At 45.2% G+C, this 20,773-nt stretch carries 16 protein-coding genes and 1 tRNA gene; 8 read left to right on the top strand and 9 right to left on the bottom strand.

Annotated features, from left to right (window positions below):
- The first annotated feature begins 86 nt into the window (after window positions 1-86).
- The gene (locus tag QZZ41_RS11150) at window positions 87-1,370 is read left to right on the top strand and encodes an O-acetylhomoserine aminocarboxypropyltransferase/cysteine synthase family protein (protein WP_295071937.1); all 1,284 of its coding nucleotides are present in this window, start codon (window positions 87-89) and stop codon (window positions 1,368-1,370) included.
- An 81-nt stretch (window positions 1,371-1,451) separates the two neighbouring features.
- Here the strand turns inward: QZZ41_RS11150 and QZZ41_RS11145 are convergent, their stop codons facing one another.
- From QZZ41_RS11145 to QZZ41_RS11125, 5 genes are all read right to left on the bottom strand, one after another.
- Window positions 1,452-2,201 carry a tRNA threonylcarbamoyladenosine dehydratase gene (locus tag QZZ41_RS11145; protein WP_295071934.1) on the bottom strand — a complete coding sequence of 250 codons (750 nt, stop codon included), beginning with the start codon at window positions 2,199-2,201 and terminating at the stop codon, window positions 1,452-1,454.
- 10 nt (window positions 2,202-2,211) lie between these two features.
- Window positions 2,212-2,685 (bottom strand): GNAT family N-acetyltransferase, encoded by a 474-nt coding sequence (locus tag QZZ41_RS11140; RefSeq protein ID WP_295071931.1) that lies wholly within the window; start codon window positions 2,683-2,685, stop codon window positions 2,212-2,214.
- Between the two features lies 1 nt (window position 2,686).
- Entirely contained in the window at window positions 2,687-2,932 is a 246-nt protein-coding gene (locus QZZ41_RS11135) for a DUF3781 domain-containing protein (protein WP_295071928.1), read from the bottom strand.
- Window positions 2,932-4,200, bottom strand: a complete 1,269-nt coding sequence (locus QZZ41_RS11130; protein WP_295071925.1) for a DUF1015 domain-containing protein — start codon at window positions 4,198-4,200, stop codon at window positions 2,932-2,934. The genes QZZ41_RS11135 and QZZ41_RS11130 overlap by 1 nt, the downstream gene beginning before the upstream one ends.
- A 167-nt stretch (window positions 4,201-4,367) precedes the next feature.
- Entirely contained in the window at window positions 4,368-4,928 is a 561-nt protein-coding gene (locus tag QZZ41_RS11125; RefSeq protein WP_295071923.1) for a nucleoside triphosphate pyrophosphatase, read from the bottom strand.
- A gap of 226 nt (window positions 4,929-5,154) precedes the next feature.
- Between QZZ41_RS11125 and QZZ41_RS11120 the strand changes: the two genes are divergently transcribed.
- Both QZZ41_RS11120 and QZZ41_RS11115 read left to right on the top strand, forming a co-directional pair.
- The gene (locus tag QZZ41_RS11120; RefSeq protein WP_295071920.1) at window positions 5,155-6,672 is read left to right on the top strand and encodes an MATE family efflux transporter; all 1,518 of its coding nucleotides are present in this window, start codon (window positions 5,155-5,157) and stop codon (window positions 6,670-6,672) included.
- A gap of 85 nt (window positions 6,673-6,757) precedes the next feature.
- Window positions 6,758-6,832, top strand: a tRNA-Gln gene (locus tag QZZ41_RS11115).
- Between the two features lie 185 nt (window positions 6,833-7,017).
- Here the strand turns inward: QZZ41_RS11115 and QZZ41_RS11110 are convergent.
- The 4 genes from QZZ41_RS11110 to QZZ41_RS11095 form a co-directional block, all read right to left on the bottom strand.
- Entirely contained in the window at window positions 7,018-7,749 is a 732-nt protein-coding gene (locus tag QZZ41_RS11110; protein WP_295071917.1) for a helix-hairpin-helix domain-containing protein, read from the bottom strand.
- Between the two features lie 116 nt (window positions 7,750-7,865).
- Window positions 7,866-9,497 (bottom strand): glycoside hydrolase family 36 protein, encoded by a 1,632-nt coding sequence (locus tag QZZ41_RS11105; protein ID WP_295071914.1) that lies wholly within the window; start codon window positions 9,495-9,497, stop codon window positions 7,866-7,868.
- Complete coding sequence (locus tag QZZ41_RS11100) at window positions 9,490-10,878, bottom strand: MFS transporter (RefSeq protein ID WP_295071912.1); 1,389 nt, start codon at window positions 10,876-10,878, stop codon at window positions 9,490-9,492. The genes QZZ41_RS11105 and QZZ41_RS11100 overlap by 8 nt, the downstream gene beginning before the upstream one ends.
- A 6-nt stretch (window positions 10,879-10,884) precedes the next feature.
- Complete coding sequence (locus QZZ41_RS11095) at window positions 10,885-11,532, bottom strand: TetR/AcrR family transcriptional regulator (protein WP_074714117.1); 648 nt, start codon at window positions 11,530-11,532, stop codon at window positions 10,885-10,887.
- A 115-nt stretch (window positions 11,533-11,647) separates the two neighbouring features.
- On the opposite strand from QZZ41_RS11095, the gene QZZ41_RS11090 reads away from it, so the two are divergent.
- The 5 genes from QZZ41_RS11090 (at window position 11,648) to QZZ41_RS11070 (ending at window position 20,605) form a co-directional block, all read left to right on the top strand.
- A complete protein-coding gene (locus QZZ41_RS11090) occupies window positions 11,648-13,102 on the top strand; it encodes a hypothetical protein (RefSeq protein ID WP_295071909.1) in 1,455 nt (484 codons plus the stop codon).
- A 410-nt stretch (window positions 13,103-13,512) separates the two neighbouring features.
- A complete protein-coding gene (locus QZZ41_RS11085) occupies window positions 13,513-16,629 on the top strand; it encodes a carbohydrate binding domain-containing protein (protein WP_295071906.1) in 3,117 nt (1,038 codons plus the stop codon).
- A 238-nt stretch (window positions 16,630-16,867) separates the two neighbouring features.
- Window positions 16,868-17,362, top strand: coding sequence for a CDP-alcohol phosphatidyltransferase family protein (locus tag QZZ41_RS11080; protein WP_295071903.1), 495 nt, complete (start codon window positions 16,868-16,870; stop codon window positions 17,360-17,362).
- Between the two features lie 22 nt (window positions 17,363-17,384).
- The gene (locus QZZ41_RS11075; protein WP_295071900.1) at window positions 17,385-17,702 is read left to right on the top strand and encodes a TfoX/Sxy family protein; all 318 of its coding nucleotides are present in this window, start codon (window positions 17,385-17,387) and stop codon (window positions 17,700-17,702) included.
- Window positions 17,703-17,713: 11 nt separating this feature from the next.
- Window positions 17,714-20,605, top strand: coding sequence for a family 43 glycosylhydrolase (locus tag QZZ41_RS11070; RefSeq protein WP_295071897.1), 2,892 nt, complete (start codon window positions 17,714-17,716; stop codon window positions 20,603-20,605).
- The last annotated feature ends 168 nt before the right edge of the window (window positions 20,606-20,773 follow it).

The following is a 20,773-nucleotide window of genomic DNA, read 5'->3' as shown; positions in this document are numbered from 1 at the left end:
TAATCAATTCCGAGCGAATGTGTCGGAAAATCAGATAATGGATAGTAAACAACAATAATAATTAATTTTTGAAAGGAAGTTCAGTTATGAGCAATTATAAATTTGAGACAATACAGGTACACGCAGGTCAGGAGAAGCCGGACCCCGCAACAGATGCGAGAGCAGTACCGATATACGCAACTACTTCATACGTTTTCAAGGACTCTGCACAGGCAGCAGGCCGTTTCGGACTTACAGAAGGCGGAAACATCTACACAAGACTCATGAATCCTACTTCTGATGTATTCGAGCAGAGAATAGCAGCTCTTGAAGGAGGTGCAGGCGCACTTGCTACAGCATCTGGTTCAGCAGCTATCAGCTATGCTATACAGAACATCGCAACAGCAGGCGACCACATCGTAGCTTCCATAGACCTCTACGGCGGTTCGTTCAATCTTCTCAACAATACACTCCGCGAGCAGGGACTTACAACAACATTCGTTGATCCTTCCGATCCCGAAAACTTTGAAAAGGCTATCAATCCCAATACAAAGCTCCTTTACGCTGAGACTCTCGGCAATCCTAATTCAGATGTTCTTGATATCGAAGCTATAGCAGCTATCGCTCACAAGCACGGTATTCCGCTTATCGTGGACAATACATTTGCTACACCTTATCTCCTCAGACCTATCGAGCACGGTGCAGACGTTGTAGTACATTCTGCAACAAAGTTTATCGGCGGACACGGTACAGTAATGGGCGGTGTAGTAATTGACTCAGGTAAATTCGACTGGGCACAGAATGATAAATTCCCCGGACTTTCAAAGCCAAATCCCTCATATCACGGAGTTGTATTCACAGAGGCTTGCGGAAACCTTGCATACATACTCAAGCTTCGTACAACTCTCATGAGAGATCAGGGCGCAACTATCTCGCCTTTCAACTCATTCCTGCTCTTACAGGGACTTGAAACGCTTTCTCTCCGTCTTGAGCGTCATACAGAGAACGCACTCAAGGTAGTTGACTTCCTCAAGAACCACCCACAGGTAGCAAAGGTCAACCATCCTTCACTTAAAACAGGCAGAGCAAAGGAGTTATACGACAATTACTTCCCGAATGGTGCGGCATCTATCTTCACATTTGAGATAAAGGGTACAGCCGAGGACGCAAAGAAGTTCACAGAAAGTCTCGAACTCTTCTCACTTCTTGCAAATGTAGCCGATGTTAAGTCACTGGTAATACACCCTGCATCAACAACTCACTCGCAGCTGAGCGATGAGGAACTTCTTGCCGCAGGCATCACGCCTACAACTGTAAGACTCTCCATAGGTACAGAGCACATTGACGATATCATTGCAGACCTCCAGCACGGTTTTGAAGCTGTGAAGTAAAAACAGCCTCCGTGACCATGTTACACATACCAAATATATGTCATTAATGAGAAAGGACCTTTCTGAATGAGAGGTCCTTTTTCATGTCTTTTTCAGTTTTATAAGGTCTTTTATTACTTCGCCGCCGATGATAAGTCCTGCAACTGACGGTACAAACGCCGTAGAACCGGGAGTTGAACGCTTTGCCGCACCTGTTCTCATATCGGTATTGCCCGAGCCGTCATCAACTGCCTGTCCCTGTGGGACTATGGGCTGCTCCTTTGAGTATACAACCTTCAGCTTCTTGATGCCGCGGCGTTTCAGCTGATAGCGCATAGCCCTTGCAAGGGGACATACCGATGTCTTGTATATATCAGTCACCTCAAATGCAGTGGGGTCAAGCTTGTTTCCTGCACCCATAGAGCTTATGACAGGTACACCTGCCTTTTCAGCCTGCATGATTATCTCTATCTTGCCCGTTACTGTGTCGATAGCGTCAATAACGTAGTCGTACTGTGTAAAGTCCAGTTTATCGGCAGTATCAGGCATATAAAACATTTTGTGGCAGGTGACTTTGCAGTCGGGATTGATGTCGCGGATACGCTCAGCAGCCGCGTCAACCTTGTACATACCCACAGTGCTGCCGAGGGCGATTATCTGGCGGTTTATATTTGTCACGCATACCTTGTCATCGTCAATGAGGTCAAGTGCGCCCACTCCCGAACGTGCGAGAGCTTCAACAGCATATCCGCCAACTCCGCCCACGCCGAATACGGCAACGCGAGAATTTGCCAGTATATCCATAGCTTCTTCACCAATGAGAAGCTCTGTTCTTGAAAAAATATCGGACATTTTTTACTCCTTATACTTCTCTGAACTTTTCAAGGCGGTAAACGTGTTCCTCGTCAATTTCGGCGATACCGTTCTTGTAATCGTAGCCGAACTTTCGATAGAACTGACAGCCTGTGATAGACGAGGGTATCTCTATACGCTTTGCACGGAGGAAGTACTCGTCCTTTTCGAGAGTTTCGATGATCTGTCTGCCCACGCCCTTGCCCTGATACTCGGGGAGTACGAATATAGTGAACAGACTGCTCTCGTCCTCCTTGCCCCAGTAAGGACCGATAGCACCGCAGCCGATTATCTTATCGCCGTCCTCGACTACATAAAAGTGCGTCCAGCCTGCACGTTCGAGGATATTCTGGGGCTGCATACTTTTAACTACCTCTTCCATAAGCTCCGCAGGGTAGTCCTTAACGTTGGATATTCTTATAGTTTTTATGACAACAGCCGAAACTGCTTCGGCATCTGATTCTTTAAATCTCCTGATATTCATGTTATCGCTCCTTTCTGAGTTTGTGTGCGGTTATTATAGTATAGCTGTAGGCATTGACAGTAATTATGCAGCCGTTTACAGTTATGTACCAGTTCTTGCCTTTGCGCTCGATAACAGCTTCGGGGGAAAGTATTTTATCCCTGCACCATGCGACTGTATCATCACATTCGATACCGAGATTTCGTTTTATACGCAGAACGCCAAGCTCCGTGGTATGAAGCTTGGCGAGGTTTTTCAGAAGTTCCATTAGTCAACGATCTTTCTTGCTTCGATATAAAATCTCTTGTCCTCTGCGTGTCCCATTGAGAAGGTCTTTCGCGGGAGCGCACCGTCCTTGATAACAGTGGGGAAGAGCTGAGATTTGTCCATATCAGGCAGAACGAATGAGATTCCGTTGTGCTTCTCGGCAAGTGACTTAACTGTGTCAGCACCGTGGATATAGTCGATTTTTCCGCCGTTTGCCTTTATATAGCCGTCAAGGAAGTTCTGTAGCGAACCAACTGACAGATTTGATGACTTCTTGTTGATGAAGAGCTTCTTTTCAACGCCCTTGCAGGTGCAGATCACGTACTGGTCGGACTCCTTAGTCTCGGAGAGCTCCAGTGCAGCAGTGAGCTCGGAAATGAGCTTGTCGCAGTCTACATCGTATACAAGTCGGTGTATAGCCTCGAATTTGAGTGCATCGCTGTGGAGATTAACTATCTCAGCGAGAGCGTAGCGAGCAGGGTAATTTGAGAAGTCCTTACCCGGATTTGCCTTTTTCAGCTGCTCGTAGAACTCCTTTGCAGTAGCGAGAGAGTGATTTCCGTCGCCCATAGCATAGAGAAGTACAGGAGTATTGCTGAGACCGTATTTCTTGCAGAATGTATCAGGATCGGCAAGTGCGCAGAGAGCCTTGTCGATATTCTCCTGTGCGGACTTGTCGACCAGCCAGCCCTTAATGCTGCCGCCGTTCTGCATAAGTTCAAAATCGTAGAGCTTGCTGTCGTCCGAAACGCTCTTTGCCAGCGGCTCGATAACTGTATTATCGGGATCGTCAATGAGTATCATAATATGAGGAAGCTCAAGGGGAGCCCCCTGTCTTACCTTGATACGTGGAGGTATACGCTCGATAACGGTAGCTTCGGTAGCTCTTACCTCTGATGTGCTGCCCTTGGAGAAATCATACTTTTCAAGGTCTATAGCACCAACGATGCCCTGGCGGAGTATGCCGTTGCTCTGAGTACGCTCAACATATACCATAGCGTCCTTGTACTCTGTGAAGATGCCGTCAGCAATGTACTTGTCCATAGCAGAGTGGATATTGTCGATACGCTGTGCAACGCCGTCCTGTTCGAGGTACAGCTCGGGGAGAATAAGGTTAAGTGTAGACGGTGCGTTTCCGACTGTATTGCTTACCTCGTCCCAGTATTCAGGCTCGCTGGTGTACTGGTCACAGGCGATAACGGACCACTTGTGCATATCGCAGTCCTTAGGGATAAGAATGTCAGCAGAATGAAATGCGGTTGAGTTCATGATTGGGTACTCCTTTATAATTAAGTTTTTAGTTTATAGAGCTTAGTGCTTAGTTATTTGTAGGGGCTGCCAGCTCTGCATATAGCATTGCCAGCCAAATCACAGATTTTGGGGACTGCTTATTCGGCAGTCCGTGGTTACTTTAAATCAACGCTAATGGCTAAAAGCTAACGGCTAATGGCTTTTTTGAGTTCATTGAAAAGACGACCTACGGGAAGTCCCACAACGTTGAAGAAATCACCGTCAATGTGGGAGATAAGTGCAGAGCCTTTTCCCTGTATACCGTAGCCGCCCGCCTTGTCGTAAGGTTCATCGGTATCAGCGTAGGCTTCTATCTCGGCAGCTGTGAGCTTTCTGAAAGTAACATCAGTCACTTCAGAGAATGAATTGATATTGCCGCCGCTGATAATACAGCAGCCTGTTACTACCTGATGTGTGCGTCCCGAAAGCTTTGATATATCGGCGATACACTGTGCTTTATCCTTTGGTTTGCCCAGTATCTCACCCTCACATATAACTGTGGTATCACAGCCTATAACTGTGCAGTCGGGATATTTCTCCGCAGCAGCCTTTGCTTTAAGCACAGCAAGGTACTCGGAAGCCGCCATAGGGGAAATATCATCTGGAAGAGTTTCGTCACAGTCCGTAGACACAGCCTCGAAGTCCTCGGTTATATATTTCATCAGCTCGCGCCGTCTCGGCGAAGCAGAAGCAAGTATTATCTTCATGTATTTACTCCATATTTGCATTAATATATACTATTAATTATTTTATCACATACAAGGCCTACTGTCAAGATATAATATATTCCTATTTGTTTATATTGCATCATAAATAACCTTTTGTATTGATATTTTTTTCGATATTATTTTTTAATAAGGCTATTGTATTTTTGCTATAAAAGGTGTATAATAGGAAAGTATTTGGAAATTTGAAAAAGAGGGTTTAGGAAACATGAAAGAAAATGGATTTGGAGAACCATCCAGAGGTGTAGGAGGACCGCCGTCAGGAGTCGGCGGACCACCACAGGGGACAGGCAGACCGCCGTCAGGAATGGGAGGACCGCCCCCTGGAGCAGGAGGTCCACCTAACGGAGCAGGAGGAATGGGCGGCAATCCGCTGGGTCATGCACCTGTTCGTTCTCTTATGATGAAGTTCGCTATCCCGAGTATCGTAGGTATGCTGGTAAGTGCGTTATATAATATGGTAGACCAGCTGTTTATCGGAAAGGCTGTAGGAACTCTCGGAAATACGGCGACTTCTATCGCATTCCCGTTCACAACGGGATGTATGGCACTTGCGCTCCTGTTAGGAATAGGCGGTGCTTCGTGCTTTAACCTTGCGCTTGGTATGGGAGATAAAAAAAGAGCCCCGTACTTTGCGGGAAACGCACTTTCACTTCTGGCAGCCAGCGGTGTCGTAATATCTGCGATAACGCTGATCTTTCTTACTCCGCTGCTGAAACGATTCGGAGCAACTGACGCGGTATTGCCTTATGCCAAGGAGTACGTCAGATATACGGCATTCGGCTTCCCGTTCCTTATTCTTACAGCAGGCGGCGGACATATCATACGTGCGGACGGAAGTCCTAAAATGACTATGATATGCAATATCACAGGAGCTATCATCAATACGATACTTGATGCCATATTTGTTCTCGGTCTTGACTGGGGGATGAAGGGCGCAGCTATTGCAACAGTAATTGGACAGGTCGTTTCGGCAGTTATTGTTATAGTATACTGCTTCAATTTCAAGACAGTATATCTCTTTGGCAGACATCTTTTACCGAAAGCGGGCATAGTGAGCAGAGTTTGTTCAATAGGTATGGCTTCCTGTTTCAATCAGATAGCTATTGCTGTTGTACAGATAGTTCTCAACAACTCACTCGCCCATTACGGAGCACTTTCAAAGTACGGTGCAGATGATCCGATAGCAGCTGCGGGAATAATCATGAAGGTCAATATGATCGTATTCTCAATAGTTATCGGACTTGCTCAGGGTACTCAGCCTATTGAGAGCTTCAACTACGGAGCAAAGAATTACGACAGAGTAAAGAGTGCTTTCTGGATGGCTATAAAGGCAGGCGCAGCTATTTCACTTGTGGCATTTGTATGCTTCCAGCTTTTCCCGAGACAGATACTCAGCGTATTTGCAAATGAGAATGCAAGTGAGGGATATTATGAGTTTGGTGCGAAGTTTTTCAGGATATCAATGTTCTTCACATGGCTCAACTGTTTACAGCCTATAACTTCCACATTCTTTACCTCGATAGGAAAATCCATAAAGGGTGTATTCCTTTCGCTTACAAGACAGATACTGTTTTTTGTGCCACTTCTTCTCGTATTGCCGCTGTTCTTCAAAATAGACGGAATCATGTATACAGGTCCTATTGCGGACGGTCTTGCTGCTATAGTTGCAGTAATTATGGCAATGTATGAATTCAAGGATATGCATGAACGAGAATGGTATTGATGAGGATATATTGTTAAAATAAAAATAAAAATCCTGCGGTATTGATTTATTGCAGGATTTTTGTTATAATATTATAGTGACTTTTTGGGGTATAGCCAAGCGGTAAGGCACAGGACTTTGACTCCTGCACTCGTGGGTTCAAATCCCGCTGCCCCAACCACAAGCTGAGCCAGCTTGACCGCAGCCACGTTGCCGCTCGCGAGCTCGCTCACTATCATCAGAAATGCTGCTCGTACATCGCTTACAGCACTTTTTGCGTCCTGCTTTATGCAGGGCGTTAGTTTTTAGTGGTTAGTGCTTAGAAATGGCAATATAAAGACAAAAGCTGCGTGATAGCGCAGCTTTTTATGTCGTAACATAAGGAACTATATCTCCCACATCATTTTGCGAGAGTCCGTTTATGAGCAGCAACTCATAAACATTCTGAAACTTCGTATGCTCACGGAAGTCGATTATCCTGTTGGCGATATCTTCGTCAACATGAGGAAGCAGCGTAAGTGTATCAATATCGGCTGTATTGATGTCTATGGGAGCAAGCTCCTCAAAAGTGGGGATATATTCTGTCATTTGTTCAGTGTCCGTAATATTCTCATTCTCCTGCACTTCTTCATCGTAAACAGGATCAATGACGAATATATGATCGCGGATATCGGCAAATATTTTCTCACCGATACCGTTTACATTCATTATCTCCTCTATATTGCGGAAGCCGCCGCTGTTTTCGCGATAGCTTATAATTTCGTCAGCAAGTACCTCTCCGATACCTTTGAGCTTTGTAAGCTCGGTTGCACCTGCTGAATTTATGTCAATGTATATTTCTTCTGTAACAGCAGTTGTAGTGATCTTTGTTTTGTCATTCCTTGCAGATGTGGTGCTTTTTATCGCTTTGGACGTTGTGATGTCGGTGATATTTTTTATTGGCTGAGTTGTAGGTGCAGTTGTTTTTTCACTGAAAATAATAGTTGAGGTATTTTTCTTTGTGTCGGAAGTCTTGAAATAGAATACCGATGCTCCGATGATCATAAATGCGCAGAGCAAAAAGAGAAGGTACGTTTTGAAAGATTTTGCGTTCTTCAAGAACATCACCTCTTATCATACAACATAATAACACATAATCCTACAAAAAGCAACAAAATTCGACATGAAATTCTTTTTAAGAAGGCTTACTCTCATTAGAAAGTAAGCCTTTTTGTCTATATGCTGTATGTTTTTATGTACTTTTTCTCACCAATCTTAAATCTGAGTACAAGCTCGTTATCGTTCAGATCGGCAGAGATGATCTTTGCATCGCGTATCTTCATTATCTTTGACAGCTCTTTCAGCTCTTTTTCGGTATAATCAAAGAAATTATCGGAAGTAAACAGAACGCTGCCCATAAGTGCATTTATTTCTGCGAGACAATTCCTTTTCACCTCAGACATGGAAATATTGCATGGTCTCAGCAGGAATACGTCAGGATCGCTGAGAAATGCTCTATGGTCAAGCTGTCGGCGGAAAACAGTGTTCAGAATGGAATTCTTCGTACTGATACGCTCACGGTGCATCAGACGCATATGTGGCTTGTCGTTCCAGTCGAGACTGACATCGCAGCCGATGCGGCAGTAATCCACTTTTCCGAACGCAGAAGCAAGAGGGACTCCGCAGCCAAGTATTAGAGCATCTCCTGCGCATTTACGCAGAAAGTCCATAGCTTCCGACATTATCTGACCACGGGTCTTGTCTCTGCGCGGAACGATACAGGCTGCATAAAGGAAATCAAGTTTTAGCAGATCGTATCCCCAGTCGTTGACGATAGTGCTGATAACGTTTTTGATATACGTTCTTACTTCGTAATTGTAGATGTCAAGGGCGTAGAAGCCGCTCCAGTTAGAGCCGCCTTTCACATATTTGCCTTTATTGTCAAGGAGGAGCCAGCTCTTTTTATTTCTGAATATCTCAGAATTTTCCTCACAGACGAAAGGAGCGAGCCATATTCCTGCGGTCATACCTGCGTTTTTGATTTCATCGGCAGCTTTTTTCATTCCGTTGGGGAACTTATCATTATCCACCGATAACCAGTCGCCTACAGCAGTCTGCCAGCCGTCATCTATCTGGAAAACGTCGGCTTTTGTTGATATAGCTTCAATGCCCGAAAGGTCAACGGAAATTGTTTCTTCGCTGATATCCTGATAGTGGTTGTACCAGCTCGTATAGCCGAAAACAGGCTTTGCGCCCTTGCGCGGAGCAACTCCGAGAAGATCAAAGTAAAGGTCAAAAACTTCTTTTTCATAGCCTTCCGTAATGAAAAGCTTCAATGCGCACCATTCGCCGTTGATCTCAAGTCCTGAGCAGTCCTTCTGGAAAGCGATGATATCCTTGTCTGTCTGAGTTATCATCTGCGTGAAGCCGCTTTCCTCGGAGAGCGAGCCCATGAAAAGGTAATTATCGCCGCGCCTGATATAGCCGTAAGTCCAGCCGTGGAGATATTCGCCGTAATCGGCGAAATTGTAGTCGCCGTACTGTGAAAAAGCGTACTTTTCGCGTATTGCGCAGGGGATATGACTGATACCGCGCATTTTATCACCGATATCGTGTTCAATGGAGTCCGTCCACGACTGATAGCCGTTGAGGAAGATCTTTTCGTCATCGCTGTACACGTATTCAAATTCCGCATACATTTTCTGGATAGTTATTGTTTCGTTTGATCTTACTGTGACGGTAAAAATATCGTCCTGCGTGTTTATTTCAAGCTCCATTCGGTCGTTGCGCAGTGAGCTTGAAGTGATAGCCATGAAGTCGTTTTCGCCGTCTTTGTAGAGAAATTGCAGTGACTTGAATTTAAGCATCTTTACGCCCCTCCTCTATGCGTTTGAGGACTTTCTTTTCGTCATATTTCAGGAATACCAGACCGCCCAGCAGACAAAGAACAGCTGCTATCACAGCGGTAAGGCGATAGCCGAGACCGTAGCCGGTCTCACCCTTTTTTACGTCTGAATTCACAAGAGCGATACTTGTGAACAGGAGCATTGCAAGGGACTGTCCCATTTTAAATGCGAATGTTCTTGCGGCGTAAAACATACCCTGACGGCTCTCGCCTGTAGCCAGCTTGTCCTCTTCCGAGATATCAGCTACCACAGCCTGTGGGAGTATACCCAGTATAGCCATTGGTACAGCAGCAAGAACTGCGATTATAACACCGTATGCCATAGCAGGTATGCTGAACAGACCTGCGCCTGCTGTTACGATAAATGCAACTGAGAAGAAAAGGAAAGCAAAGGATATGAGCTTTTTCTTGCCCAGCTTCTTTGAAAATACATTTACAGCAGGGTAGAACACCAGTGAAGATACTGTCATTATTATAAAGAGCGTAGATGTCATCTTTGTGTCAAGTCCGAGAAGAACGGTTACATAGAATGACAGACCTGTCTGGAACAGGGTAAGACCTATCCAGTAAAGTATATCCGAGCATACGAATATGCGGAAATCCTTGTTTCTGAATGTTGAAAGGAGAGAACTGAACGCAGAGCTTTTGCTCGGAGTAGTGTCAACATATTCGTTCTCGTCAATGAGAAATGCAGGGACCAGCATACATATCACGGCAAAGGCTGCAAGTATGGCTATGCTGATGCGGTAGCCGTTTGCGTAGCCCATGCTGTCCTGAAAGATACCTGCAAGGCTTGGCAGGAAAAATGCAATGCCCGTGCCGAAGAAATAGGTCACGGAAATATATGTGGAAAGATTTATTCGCGCATTCTGTGTACTGCCCAGTTCGGGGATAAGTGCGTTATACGGAGTGCAGTAGCAGGTCATGCAGAGATAGAAAAGCATGGCGAATACGAATAAAACAGCAACATTGCCCTTGCTTCCTGCTTCAAATGGAGAAACGAACATCATAACTGTAACTATGCCGAATGGGATAGCAGCAAGACGCATGAACGGGATACGTCTGCCAAGCTTGTGCTTCATGGAGTCGGACTTTCCTGCAATGTACGGGTCTGAAACTGCATCGAAGATACGTCCCACGGCAGTAATAACACCGATAACGGTAAGACCTATGAATGTGCCCTGTGGTATAAGAGCGGTCTGTCCTTTTGCAAGCTCCTCCTGACTTGGCTGATAGAAGAAAACCAGCCAGTTGGAAATGATACCTGCAAGTATAGACCAGCCAAGCTGTCCTATAGCGAATATCCATAATACCTTATTGGTCGCAGTTTTCTTGTTCTCCATAATACGTCACTCCTTTTTCAAAAAGAATACGGCTGTGTCGATAATGGTGCATAATTCCTGCTCAGCGTGTGAGAAATCATCTCCGGGGAGAAGTTCTCCCTGTATGAGCTTTTTGCTGAGCTCCATGAGCGTATGGGCGTATGAAAGGTAGAAAAGGCGTACATCTGGTATCTCGCGGACAGTTCCGTCGGAAATGCCTGTCATATATGCTCTTTCAAATATGGGATAGAAGTTGATAATGGACTTCTCGTAATCCTTCAGTTCCTTTTTGGGGATATCCTCGGAAGAGAGGAGAAGGTCAAACTCCGCAAGAAGTCTCATAAAAGCAGGGTGTGCCTGATAGAGTACAGCGAACATTCTCATAAGGTCGTTTACTTGTTTTATGCCTGTCTGTGCAAGAAAGACCTTTGACTCGAAAATACCGCTGAACATTTTGTTGAGCTCATTCCACATATAGGTCATAGCTGCTATGGTGATACCATTTTTAGTTCCGAAATATCTGTAAAGAGTAGCCACGCCGATACCACATTCATCGGCAATATCGGTCATTTTCACGGCTTCGATACCGTTTTTCAGAAAGAGCTGAGCACTTACTTCAACGGCTTTCTCAAAGCGTTTATTTTTTAAAGTTTCCTGAGAAAATTCGTTTACCACTTGACAAACCTCCTTTTTTGTGATAGACTATATATCAGATGATAGACTGTCTATCATTCCTTAGAAATATTTTAACATATTTTATAAGTTTTGTCAAGACCTTGGAGGGATTTTTATGGACAGATCGAAATATATTTTTGCGAATGAAATTTCCCGTAAAGCCTACAAAAAGGCGGTAAAGACCAAGGGAAAGTACATGAGCAAGTACGGCGATGATACCGAGACCGTATATCATCTTTCGGCTGTACCCGCACCTGCTATCGGCAAGACTCTGGGAGTTCGCAATATTGTCCTCAGCAGGGAGAGTGGCTGCAAGTTCGACGAAAAGAGCATCATCATAGGCAATATACGTATGGGCTTCGGGCACTACAGGATATCAATGGCTATAGCTTCGGCAGCTCATGCAATGGGCTATGAGCCCTACTGGTTCGATCTTCACTCATTCAAGCAGGCTTCCTGCGGAAAGATAATCGCTGAGCAGAACGAGCTGTATTCGTTTGGTTCGAGACTGTCTCAGAAATTCAGCCTTTTCAATAAGCTTGTGTGGGAACCGCTCAACAGTGAAGGCTTCCGTAAGCTTACATACAACAGTATGGATCAGAAGACCACAGAGCTTATGACGGCTGTATTCCGCAATCTTCCAAAGGAAATTCCCTATGTTGCAACTCATGTGTGGCCGTCACAGGCGGCAGTCCATGCAGGACTGACTCACGTTGTGAATGCAATTCCAGACAACTGGCCAATGGGACTTCATCTTTCCGAGGGCGCGATACATACAGTTCAGACTCCGTCGTCTTATCTTGGATACAGAGCGTTGAGAGGCATGGACAAAAAGCGTCAGCTGAAGCCTATGCCAAAGGATGATATAGTTTACACAGGTCATTATATCGACCACGAGCTTGTAAGCAATATCGAAGAGGACTGCAAAAGACGCATTGCTCGCGCCACAATCGGAAAGTCCAAACGCTGGCTCATGTCTGTTGGCGGAGCAGGCGCGCAGAAGGAAATATTCATAGCGGTCATCATGAAGCTTTTACCTGCAATAAAGGCAGGCAAGGCAACACTCTTTATAAATGTGGGTGATCATGATAAGGTATGGCACGAGCTTGTTACTGCTGTACCGCAGATGAAACCTTTCCTGCATGAGCATTTTGACGACTTCGGCGAGACATCAAGATTTTGCAGAGCAGCTTATGACGGAGAGGTAAGAGGTATCCACGCATTTTGTCATAAAGATATCTTTGCAGCTGTATATTCAACAAATCTGCTTATGAGGTGCAGTGATGTGCTCATAACAAAGCCAAGTGAGCTTGCGTTTTATCCCGTTCCTAAGCTTATGATAAAGCGTGTAGGCGGTCACGAAGCATGGGGAGCTATCCGTGCGGCAGAGATAGGCGATGGTACGTATGAATGTGCTACAGCTGCCGAAACTGCGGCAATGATAGACATGATACAGCATGGCGGAGATATCATCGAAAAGATGTGTGGACATATAATCACAGCTAAAAAAGCAGGCGTGTACGACGGAGCGTACCGCGCTGTAGAACTGGCTTTCAGGGGAAGAAAGTAGTTGAATTTATGTCAGAATTCGGCATGACATAATAGGTATAGAAAAGCATTTTCTGATAATGGTATTGATTCACGGCATTTTGCAATTTGGGCAAAAGCCGTGAATTCTTTTTTGCACAGAAGTGATATTCTTCTCACTTGACAAATATATGTGGATAAGTTATAATAAAAGTAGCGTAACACGCCTGTAATTTGTGTATAATATTTAAAATATGAAATTTGATTAAACCAAGCTGTGGCTTTGTTTTATTTGCACAATAATTGCGCGTAAACAATGTGTAAAGTTCCAAAAATTCCACTTAACCGTTATAAAGTCCACCTTATATGTAAAAAATAGGTTGTCTTATTACAAACAGTAAAGTATAATTAAATCAGTGATAATATGTTTATTAATAAAAAAGGAGTGATAGCATGAAACATTCAACCATTTTGGGAAAGATGCTGTCTGTTGTAACAGCTTCGGCTCTTCTGTTCGCAGGCATAAATATCCTTCCCGAAGACTCAGCTATTGAAGCTTCTGCGGCAGGTGCAGCGGTAATTGATACTACCGATGTTTACCAGACGATCAGAGGTTTCGGTGGTATCAACCTTCCTGACTGGATATCACAAGGGGATATGACAGATGCACAAGTACAGAAGGCATTTGGCAACGGCGAAGACGAACTTGGATTTACTATCCTGCGTATTTATGTAAGCGATGACAGCAGCGCATGGAGCAGAGCTGTTCCTACAGCAAAACGTGCTCAGGCACTTGGCGCAACTGTATTTGCTTCACCATGGAATCCTCCTGCTGCTATCCGTAATACAGTAAACGGAGGACTTAACGGCGGTAAGTATCAGCTCAAGAAGGACAAGTGGGCTGATTACGCACAGCACCTCAACAGCTACTGTAAGTACATGGAAGGTCAGGGCATTGATCTTTATTCCGTATCGATCCAGAATGAGCCTGACTACGCTTCCGAGTGGACATACTGGAGTGCAAGCGATCTTGCTTCCTTCATTGCTCAGTACGGCAAGACTATAAAGGAAGGCACAAATGTTAAGCTCATGTCGCCTGAAAGCTTCCAGTACAAGAAGGATATCTACAATGCTATCCTCGGAAATAGTCAGGCAATGGCAAATACAGATCTTTTTGGTACTCACTTCTACGGCACGCAGCGCGGCCAGATGGATTTCCCGTCACTTGAAAACTGCGGTAAGGATATCTGGATGACAGAAGTTTATGTACCGAACAGTGAAGCTGATTCAAATGACCGCTGGCCTGAAGCACTTCAGGTAGCTGAGAATATCCATAACGGACTTGTTGTCGGCAACCTTAACGCTTACGTATGGTGGTATATCAGAAGAAACTACGGTCCTATGAAGGAAAACGGCACTATCAGTAAGCGCGGATACTGCATGGCTCAGTACTCAAAGTGGGTACGTCCAGGTGCAAAGCGTGTAGGCGTTACCGAGCAGCCGAACAGCAACGTTCTCGTATCGGCATACAAGAATGAGGACGGTAATATTGCTGTAATTGCTATAAATAAGAACAATTCAGCTGTTAATCAGGAATTCAGCATGGGCAGTGGAGAGTCTATCTCATACGTTGACAGCTATACAACTTCGTCTGCTTCAAATATTTCCAAGAAGGAACTCAGCGCAAGCGGAACAAGCTTCTCAGCTTCACTTCCTGCACAGAGCGTAACTACATTTGTTCTTTCAACAGAGGGCGAGGCAGTAGATCCTTCAAAGAATGTAGACGAAAACGGCTATTTCTTCCACGATACATTTGACGCAGGTACAAACAGCTGGTCAGGAAGAGGAGCTGCAACTGTAGAGTCAACTACATCTGAAAAGCTCAATGGCAACGGAAGCCTTGCAGTTTCAGGCAGAACTGCTACATGGAACGGTGCTGTAAAGTCACTCAGCGCAAGAACTTTTGTACCCGGCAATGCTTACAGCTTTTCTGCAAATGTAAAGTATAACAGCGGACCTTCCGAGCAGACATTCCAGCTTTCTCTCCAGTACTCTGACGGTACTGAGACAAAGTACGACCACATCGCATCTGTTACCGTACCTAAGGGCGAATGGGTACAGCTTGCAAACAAGAGCTATACTATCCCCGCAGGTGCTTCTGATCTTCAGCTCTATGTTGAGACTGACGAGAACGACATCGACTATATCAGCTTCTTCGTTGATGACGTTGTAGGTGCTCCTGAGGGAACAGAAATAAACGGCGCAGAGCCTCCCAAGCCTGTTATCCTCGGCGATGTAAACTCCGACGGAGCTATCGACTCTCTTGATATGATAGCTGCAAGAAAGACTATCATAGCAGGCGATTATTCAAAGGCTGCCGATGTTGACCAGAACGGCAAGTTCGAGGTAAATGACCTTGTTGCTATCCAGTCGTTTATCCTTGGCAAGATCACAGCATGGCCCGAGCCTGAGACTCCTCCTGCACCACAGGTAGACACTTCCAAGTGGGACAGCTATCAGGAGACAGCTTCTGCTCAGTATATAGACTTCTATAAGAGCTCTATCAAGCACATGGGCAACACATACAGACTTGCTCAGAAGCTTACAGCAGCTGAAAACGGTGAGTCACTTACAGTAGCTTACCTCGGCGGTTCTATCACAGAGGGCAAGAACTATACGACTCCATTCTCAAACTACCTCAAGAACACATTCGCTAAAGGCAGCTTCAAGGAAGTAAACGCAGGTATGTCAGGTACTTCCTCAGTTGTAGGACTTGTCCGCAGCGAGAAGGATATCGTATCTCAGAATCCTGATATCATCTTCCTTGAATTCTCGGTTAACGACCATGAGGATATAATGTACAAGAAGTGCTTCGAGAGCTGTATCAAGAAGTTCCTTGATATGCCTAACGAGCCTGCCGTATGTGTACTTATCACACGCGCAAGAGGCGGTTTCTCAAGCCAGTCACAGATGTATCCTATCGGTAAGAACTTCAATATCCCTGTTATAAGTATGGACGATGCTCTTACAAAGGCATTCAACAGCGGATTCCTCCAGACAAGCGACTACTACACTGACGATTATCACCCGCATCAGAAGGGCGGTCAGCTCGTAGCAGACTGTATGGCATACTATGTACGTCAGGCATTAAAGTCAGAGAACCAGTCAACAGGCTATACACAGCCTACTTCATACGTTTATGGTGCAGAGTATGCATCATGCGTGAACGTTGATCCTAAGACTCTCACAGGCTTCAATGCAGGCTCATGGACAGCAGGTACAGGTTATAATTCACTTCCTTATTCTTACACACTTAACGGCGGAAGTCCTATGACTTTCAAGACTCAGGGTAAGGGACTCATAATCGTATTTAAGGCAAACAGCTCCGGAATGGGCAGCATCAATGTAACTGTAAACGGAAAGACTACAAAGGTCAACGGCAACAAGCAGTACACATGGGGCGGTCCTGATGCAGAGCTCGGCTACTATCAGGAGACTTCGGGCGACCTCGATGTTTCTATCACAGGCAGCGGCAGCTTCACTATCTGGGGCATCGGTCTTGTAAAGTAAAGCATAACATTAAAAGCTCCGGCTTCGTGTCGGAGCTTTTTTGTGCCAAAAGATATGAAAAAGCACAAAAATCTATTGCTTTTTGGGAGAAAATAGAGTAAAATTAGATTGATTAGTGATTAGTGATTAGTGATTAGTGATTAGTGATTAGTGATTAGTTAGTAGTGAGTAGAAAGTAGAATTGTAGGGGACGGCGTCCTCGACGTCCCGTTATATATATTATCGGAGAATAAATGAAATGGCAAATATCATTACAGGGATAAGAGTGCTTGCGAGTATTGCACTGCTATTTTGCACGGCATTCACTCCTGCTTTTTATTTTTGGTATCTGGCGGCAGGTATTTCGGATATTGCTGACGGAGCAGTTGCGAGAAAAACGAATACGGTAAGTGAATTCGGTTCAAGGCTGGATACGGCTGCTGACCTGATATTTGCGGCGATATGCTGTATAAAGCTTCTGCCTTTGCTATGTATACCAACATGGGTATATTATTACATCGCTATCATTGCAGTGATAAAGCTCGGTAATATATTATCAGGGTATATGATACATAAAAAACTCACAGCAGTTCATTCAGTTATCAATAAGGCGGCAGGAGGTCTGTGTTTTATTCTTCCTTTTACAGTTCCGTTTATTGATATAAGGTACAGTGCGGTTGTCGTTTGCTCGGTTGCTGCTGTGGCTGCTATCCATGAAAGCTGCATTGTTTATCAGAAATGTAATAGGACTTAAAAAAAGAAAGGAATTTTTACAAATGGCTTCATCAAAGGACTATCTTGAATTTGTACTGGAACAGCTCTCGGAACTCAGCGATATATCCTACAGGGCTATGATGGGGGAGTACATCATCTACTATCAGGGCAGAGTTATCGGCGGTATCTATGATGACAGATTTCTTGTAAAGGATACGAAAAAAGCAAGAGCACTTATTCCCGATGTAACGCTTGAAATACCATATGAAGGTGCAAAGGGAATGCTGCTTGTTGAGGATATTGAGAATAAAGCATTTCTGAAGGAGCTTTTTGAGACAATGGTTGACGAACTGCCATTGCCTAAGAAAAAACGTAAATAGGAGGTTGAAAAATGGGAAAACTTAAACGGCTGTTTGCGGCAGCAGGCGCGGCTGCACTTGCTTTTACGGCTTGTCCTGTTACAGCTCGGGCTGCGGTCACAGCTGAATATGCGGACAGCTACGGCGAAGTAATAAGCGGTGCTGATTATACTATCATGGTGCGACTCAGCGGCAAGTACATAACAGCGGCAAATGACGGAAATGTTAACCAGTGGGAGAAGCTGGGGGACGACTCTCAGGTATGGCATATCGAGAGTGCAGGGGACGGAAAATGCTGCATACTCTCGGGTAAAGACAGAAGTCTTGCACTGACCGTGGAGAACGGCGACTCCACCAACGGAAACAACATATACCTCTCGGAGTACAAGGACACAGCGGCTCAGCATTTCATACTTCACCGTACAGATGATGCGTACTATATCACAGGTGAGTGCTCGGGAAATGCTGCAATTGATGTATACGACATCAGCCACGAAAACGGAGCTAATATCGACCAGTGGGACTACTGGGCAGGTGAGGGACAGAAGTTCTATATCCGACCTGTGGGCGGCGATTTTAAATTTGTCCGCGGCGACCTTAACTTTGACGGTGCAGTTGATATATTCGACCGAATCATCATGCAAAAAGGCGTTATCGGCGGCTTTGACGATACTATGTCGGCAGTTGCCGACATTGACAATAACGGTACTGTAAATACTGCCGATCTTGTACTTCTTACAAGCTTCATTGCAGGAAAAGGAGTGGATATTGAGACTTACAGCATGATTTCTACTGAAAAGTCCGATGTGGCATATCTGTTTGCATACTTCCTCGGTAACTCTCCCGAGCAGGAGCGTCTTTCATATGCAGTAAGTACTGACGGCTATAACTTCAAGGCACTCAACGGCGGCGGTGCAGTCTGGAAATCAAGCGTAGGTACGGAGTGTCTACGTGACCCCTATATCTTCAAGGGCGAGGACGGACTGTACTATATGCTTGCTACGGATATGAAGTCCTCACTTGGCTGGAACAGCAACCGAAATCTTCTCAGTGCAAAGTCCACGGACCTTGTTCACTGGTTCGATGAGACAAGCATTGAGATAGCAAATAAATATCCTCTCATGCAGGGGGCTGACCGCGCGTGGGCACCGCAAGCTATCTACGATCCCGAAAAGCAGTCCTACATGATTTACTTTGCAGCGAGAGTGCCCGGACGTGATGACAGAACTATCATGTATTACGCATACAGCAAGGACATGAAACGCCTTGATACAGAGCCGCAGCTGCTTTTTGCTCCTAAGAACGGCAATGATGCTATCGACTCGGATATAATCCACGTTGGAAACAAGTACTATATGTATTACAAGAACGAGACTAACAAGCGCATTTATCTTGCTACAGCCGACCATGCAAGCGGACCGTACAGCGAGATAAAACAGGTGTCCGAAGGAAATATCGGTGTTGAGGGTCCTAATATCTACAAGCTCATCGGTCAGGACAAATGGCTTATGATGTCAGATGCTTACGGTGACGGCTATTACGTAATGCAGGAAACAAGCGACCTTGTGAACTTCACAACAGTAAGCCGAAACAGTTACAGCTTCAACTTCACACCTCGTCACGGCTATGTGATACCAATAAATGCAGATCAGTACACAGCTCTGATAAACGCTTATCCCTCCGCAGGACTTGCTCCTATAAATACGGGAGTTAAGCCTGTATCGGTAAATGTGGGGCTTGGTCAGCGGCTTGAAATGCCGAAAACTGTTACCGCTGAGTATACAGGCGGTGGAAAGGGCGAACTGAGCGTTGAATGGAACAGCTCCGATATTGCTAAAGTTGACACAACAAAGGCTGGTACTTACAAGGTAAGCGGCACAGTAAAGTCCAGCTCGGAGCTTTACGATAACCCTTTTATAAAGGAAAGAGCCGACCCCTATGTAGTTGACGGCGAGGACGGTTACTACTATTTTACAGCTTCTTATCCTGCATACGGCAGCGTTGACAAAGGCTATGACCGCATAATTCTCAGACGCAGCAATACTGTGGGCGGACTTGCTTCTGCTGAGGAAAAAACTATATGGAAAGCCCATTCGAGCGGTATACTTGCCAAGCATATCTGGGCACCCGAAATGCACAAGATAGGCAATTCGTGGTATATTTTCTTTGCCGCAGGCGCAAGTGGCGATATATGGGCAATAAGACCCTATGTGCTGAAATGTGACGGTGACCCCTTTACGGGCAGCTGGACAGAGTGCGGACAAATGCAGGCGTCATCGGGGGACACATCGTCATTTGCAAATTTTTCATTGGATATGACATATTTCGAGAACAAAGGAAAGCACTATGTTATATGGGCGGAAATAAAAGGGGACTCCTCACTGTTTATGGCGGAGATAGACCCGTCACAGCCGTGGAAGCTCACTTCAAAGCCCATAATGCTCACAAAGCCCGAATTTAACTGGGAAAAGGTGAATAACCGTGTAAATGAGGGGGCGGCAGTACTGAAAACTGACAAGAAAGTGTATGTTTTCTTTTCTGCATCTGGTACGGGCTCGGAATACTGCGTCGGCAGGCTTGAAGCTGATATTAATTCCGACCTTATGGATATAAGCAGCTGGAAAAAGCTGAGCAGTCCCGTACTACAGACCTCAGACCTTAAAGACCAGTCTGGTCCGGGACATAACAGCTTTGTTACTGATGAAAAGGGCAATCTGCTCATAGTTTATCATGCCCGTCCTGCAAGTCATGCAACACAGGGCTGCGGAACTTATAATAAAGACCCACTCTATGACCCGTGCAGACATACACGCATAAAGAGAGTGTGCTTTGACGGAAACGGTACACCTGTACTTAATCTCAGCGATGATGCCGAGATATCACCGGCAAATAAGAGCGTAACGGCTACAGTTACGGTTGGATAATTAAAGGGCGGATATTTCCGCCCTTTTTTACGTGATATAAAGATGATAGTTATGGAAGATGGCAAGTATGTGTGTATGGGACGCTCATGTTATTTGCAGCGTAAGGCGCGGAAAGCCGAGGGCGGCGTTCCCTGCAATCCTACTCACTACTCACTTGCTAACGGCTAA

It is taken from the genome of Ruminococcus sp., assembly GCF_016283395.1.
Note: the sequence above shows the minus strand (reverse complement) of the source record. Positions and strands in the feature narration are given on the sequence as shown.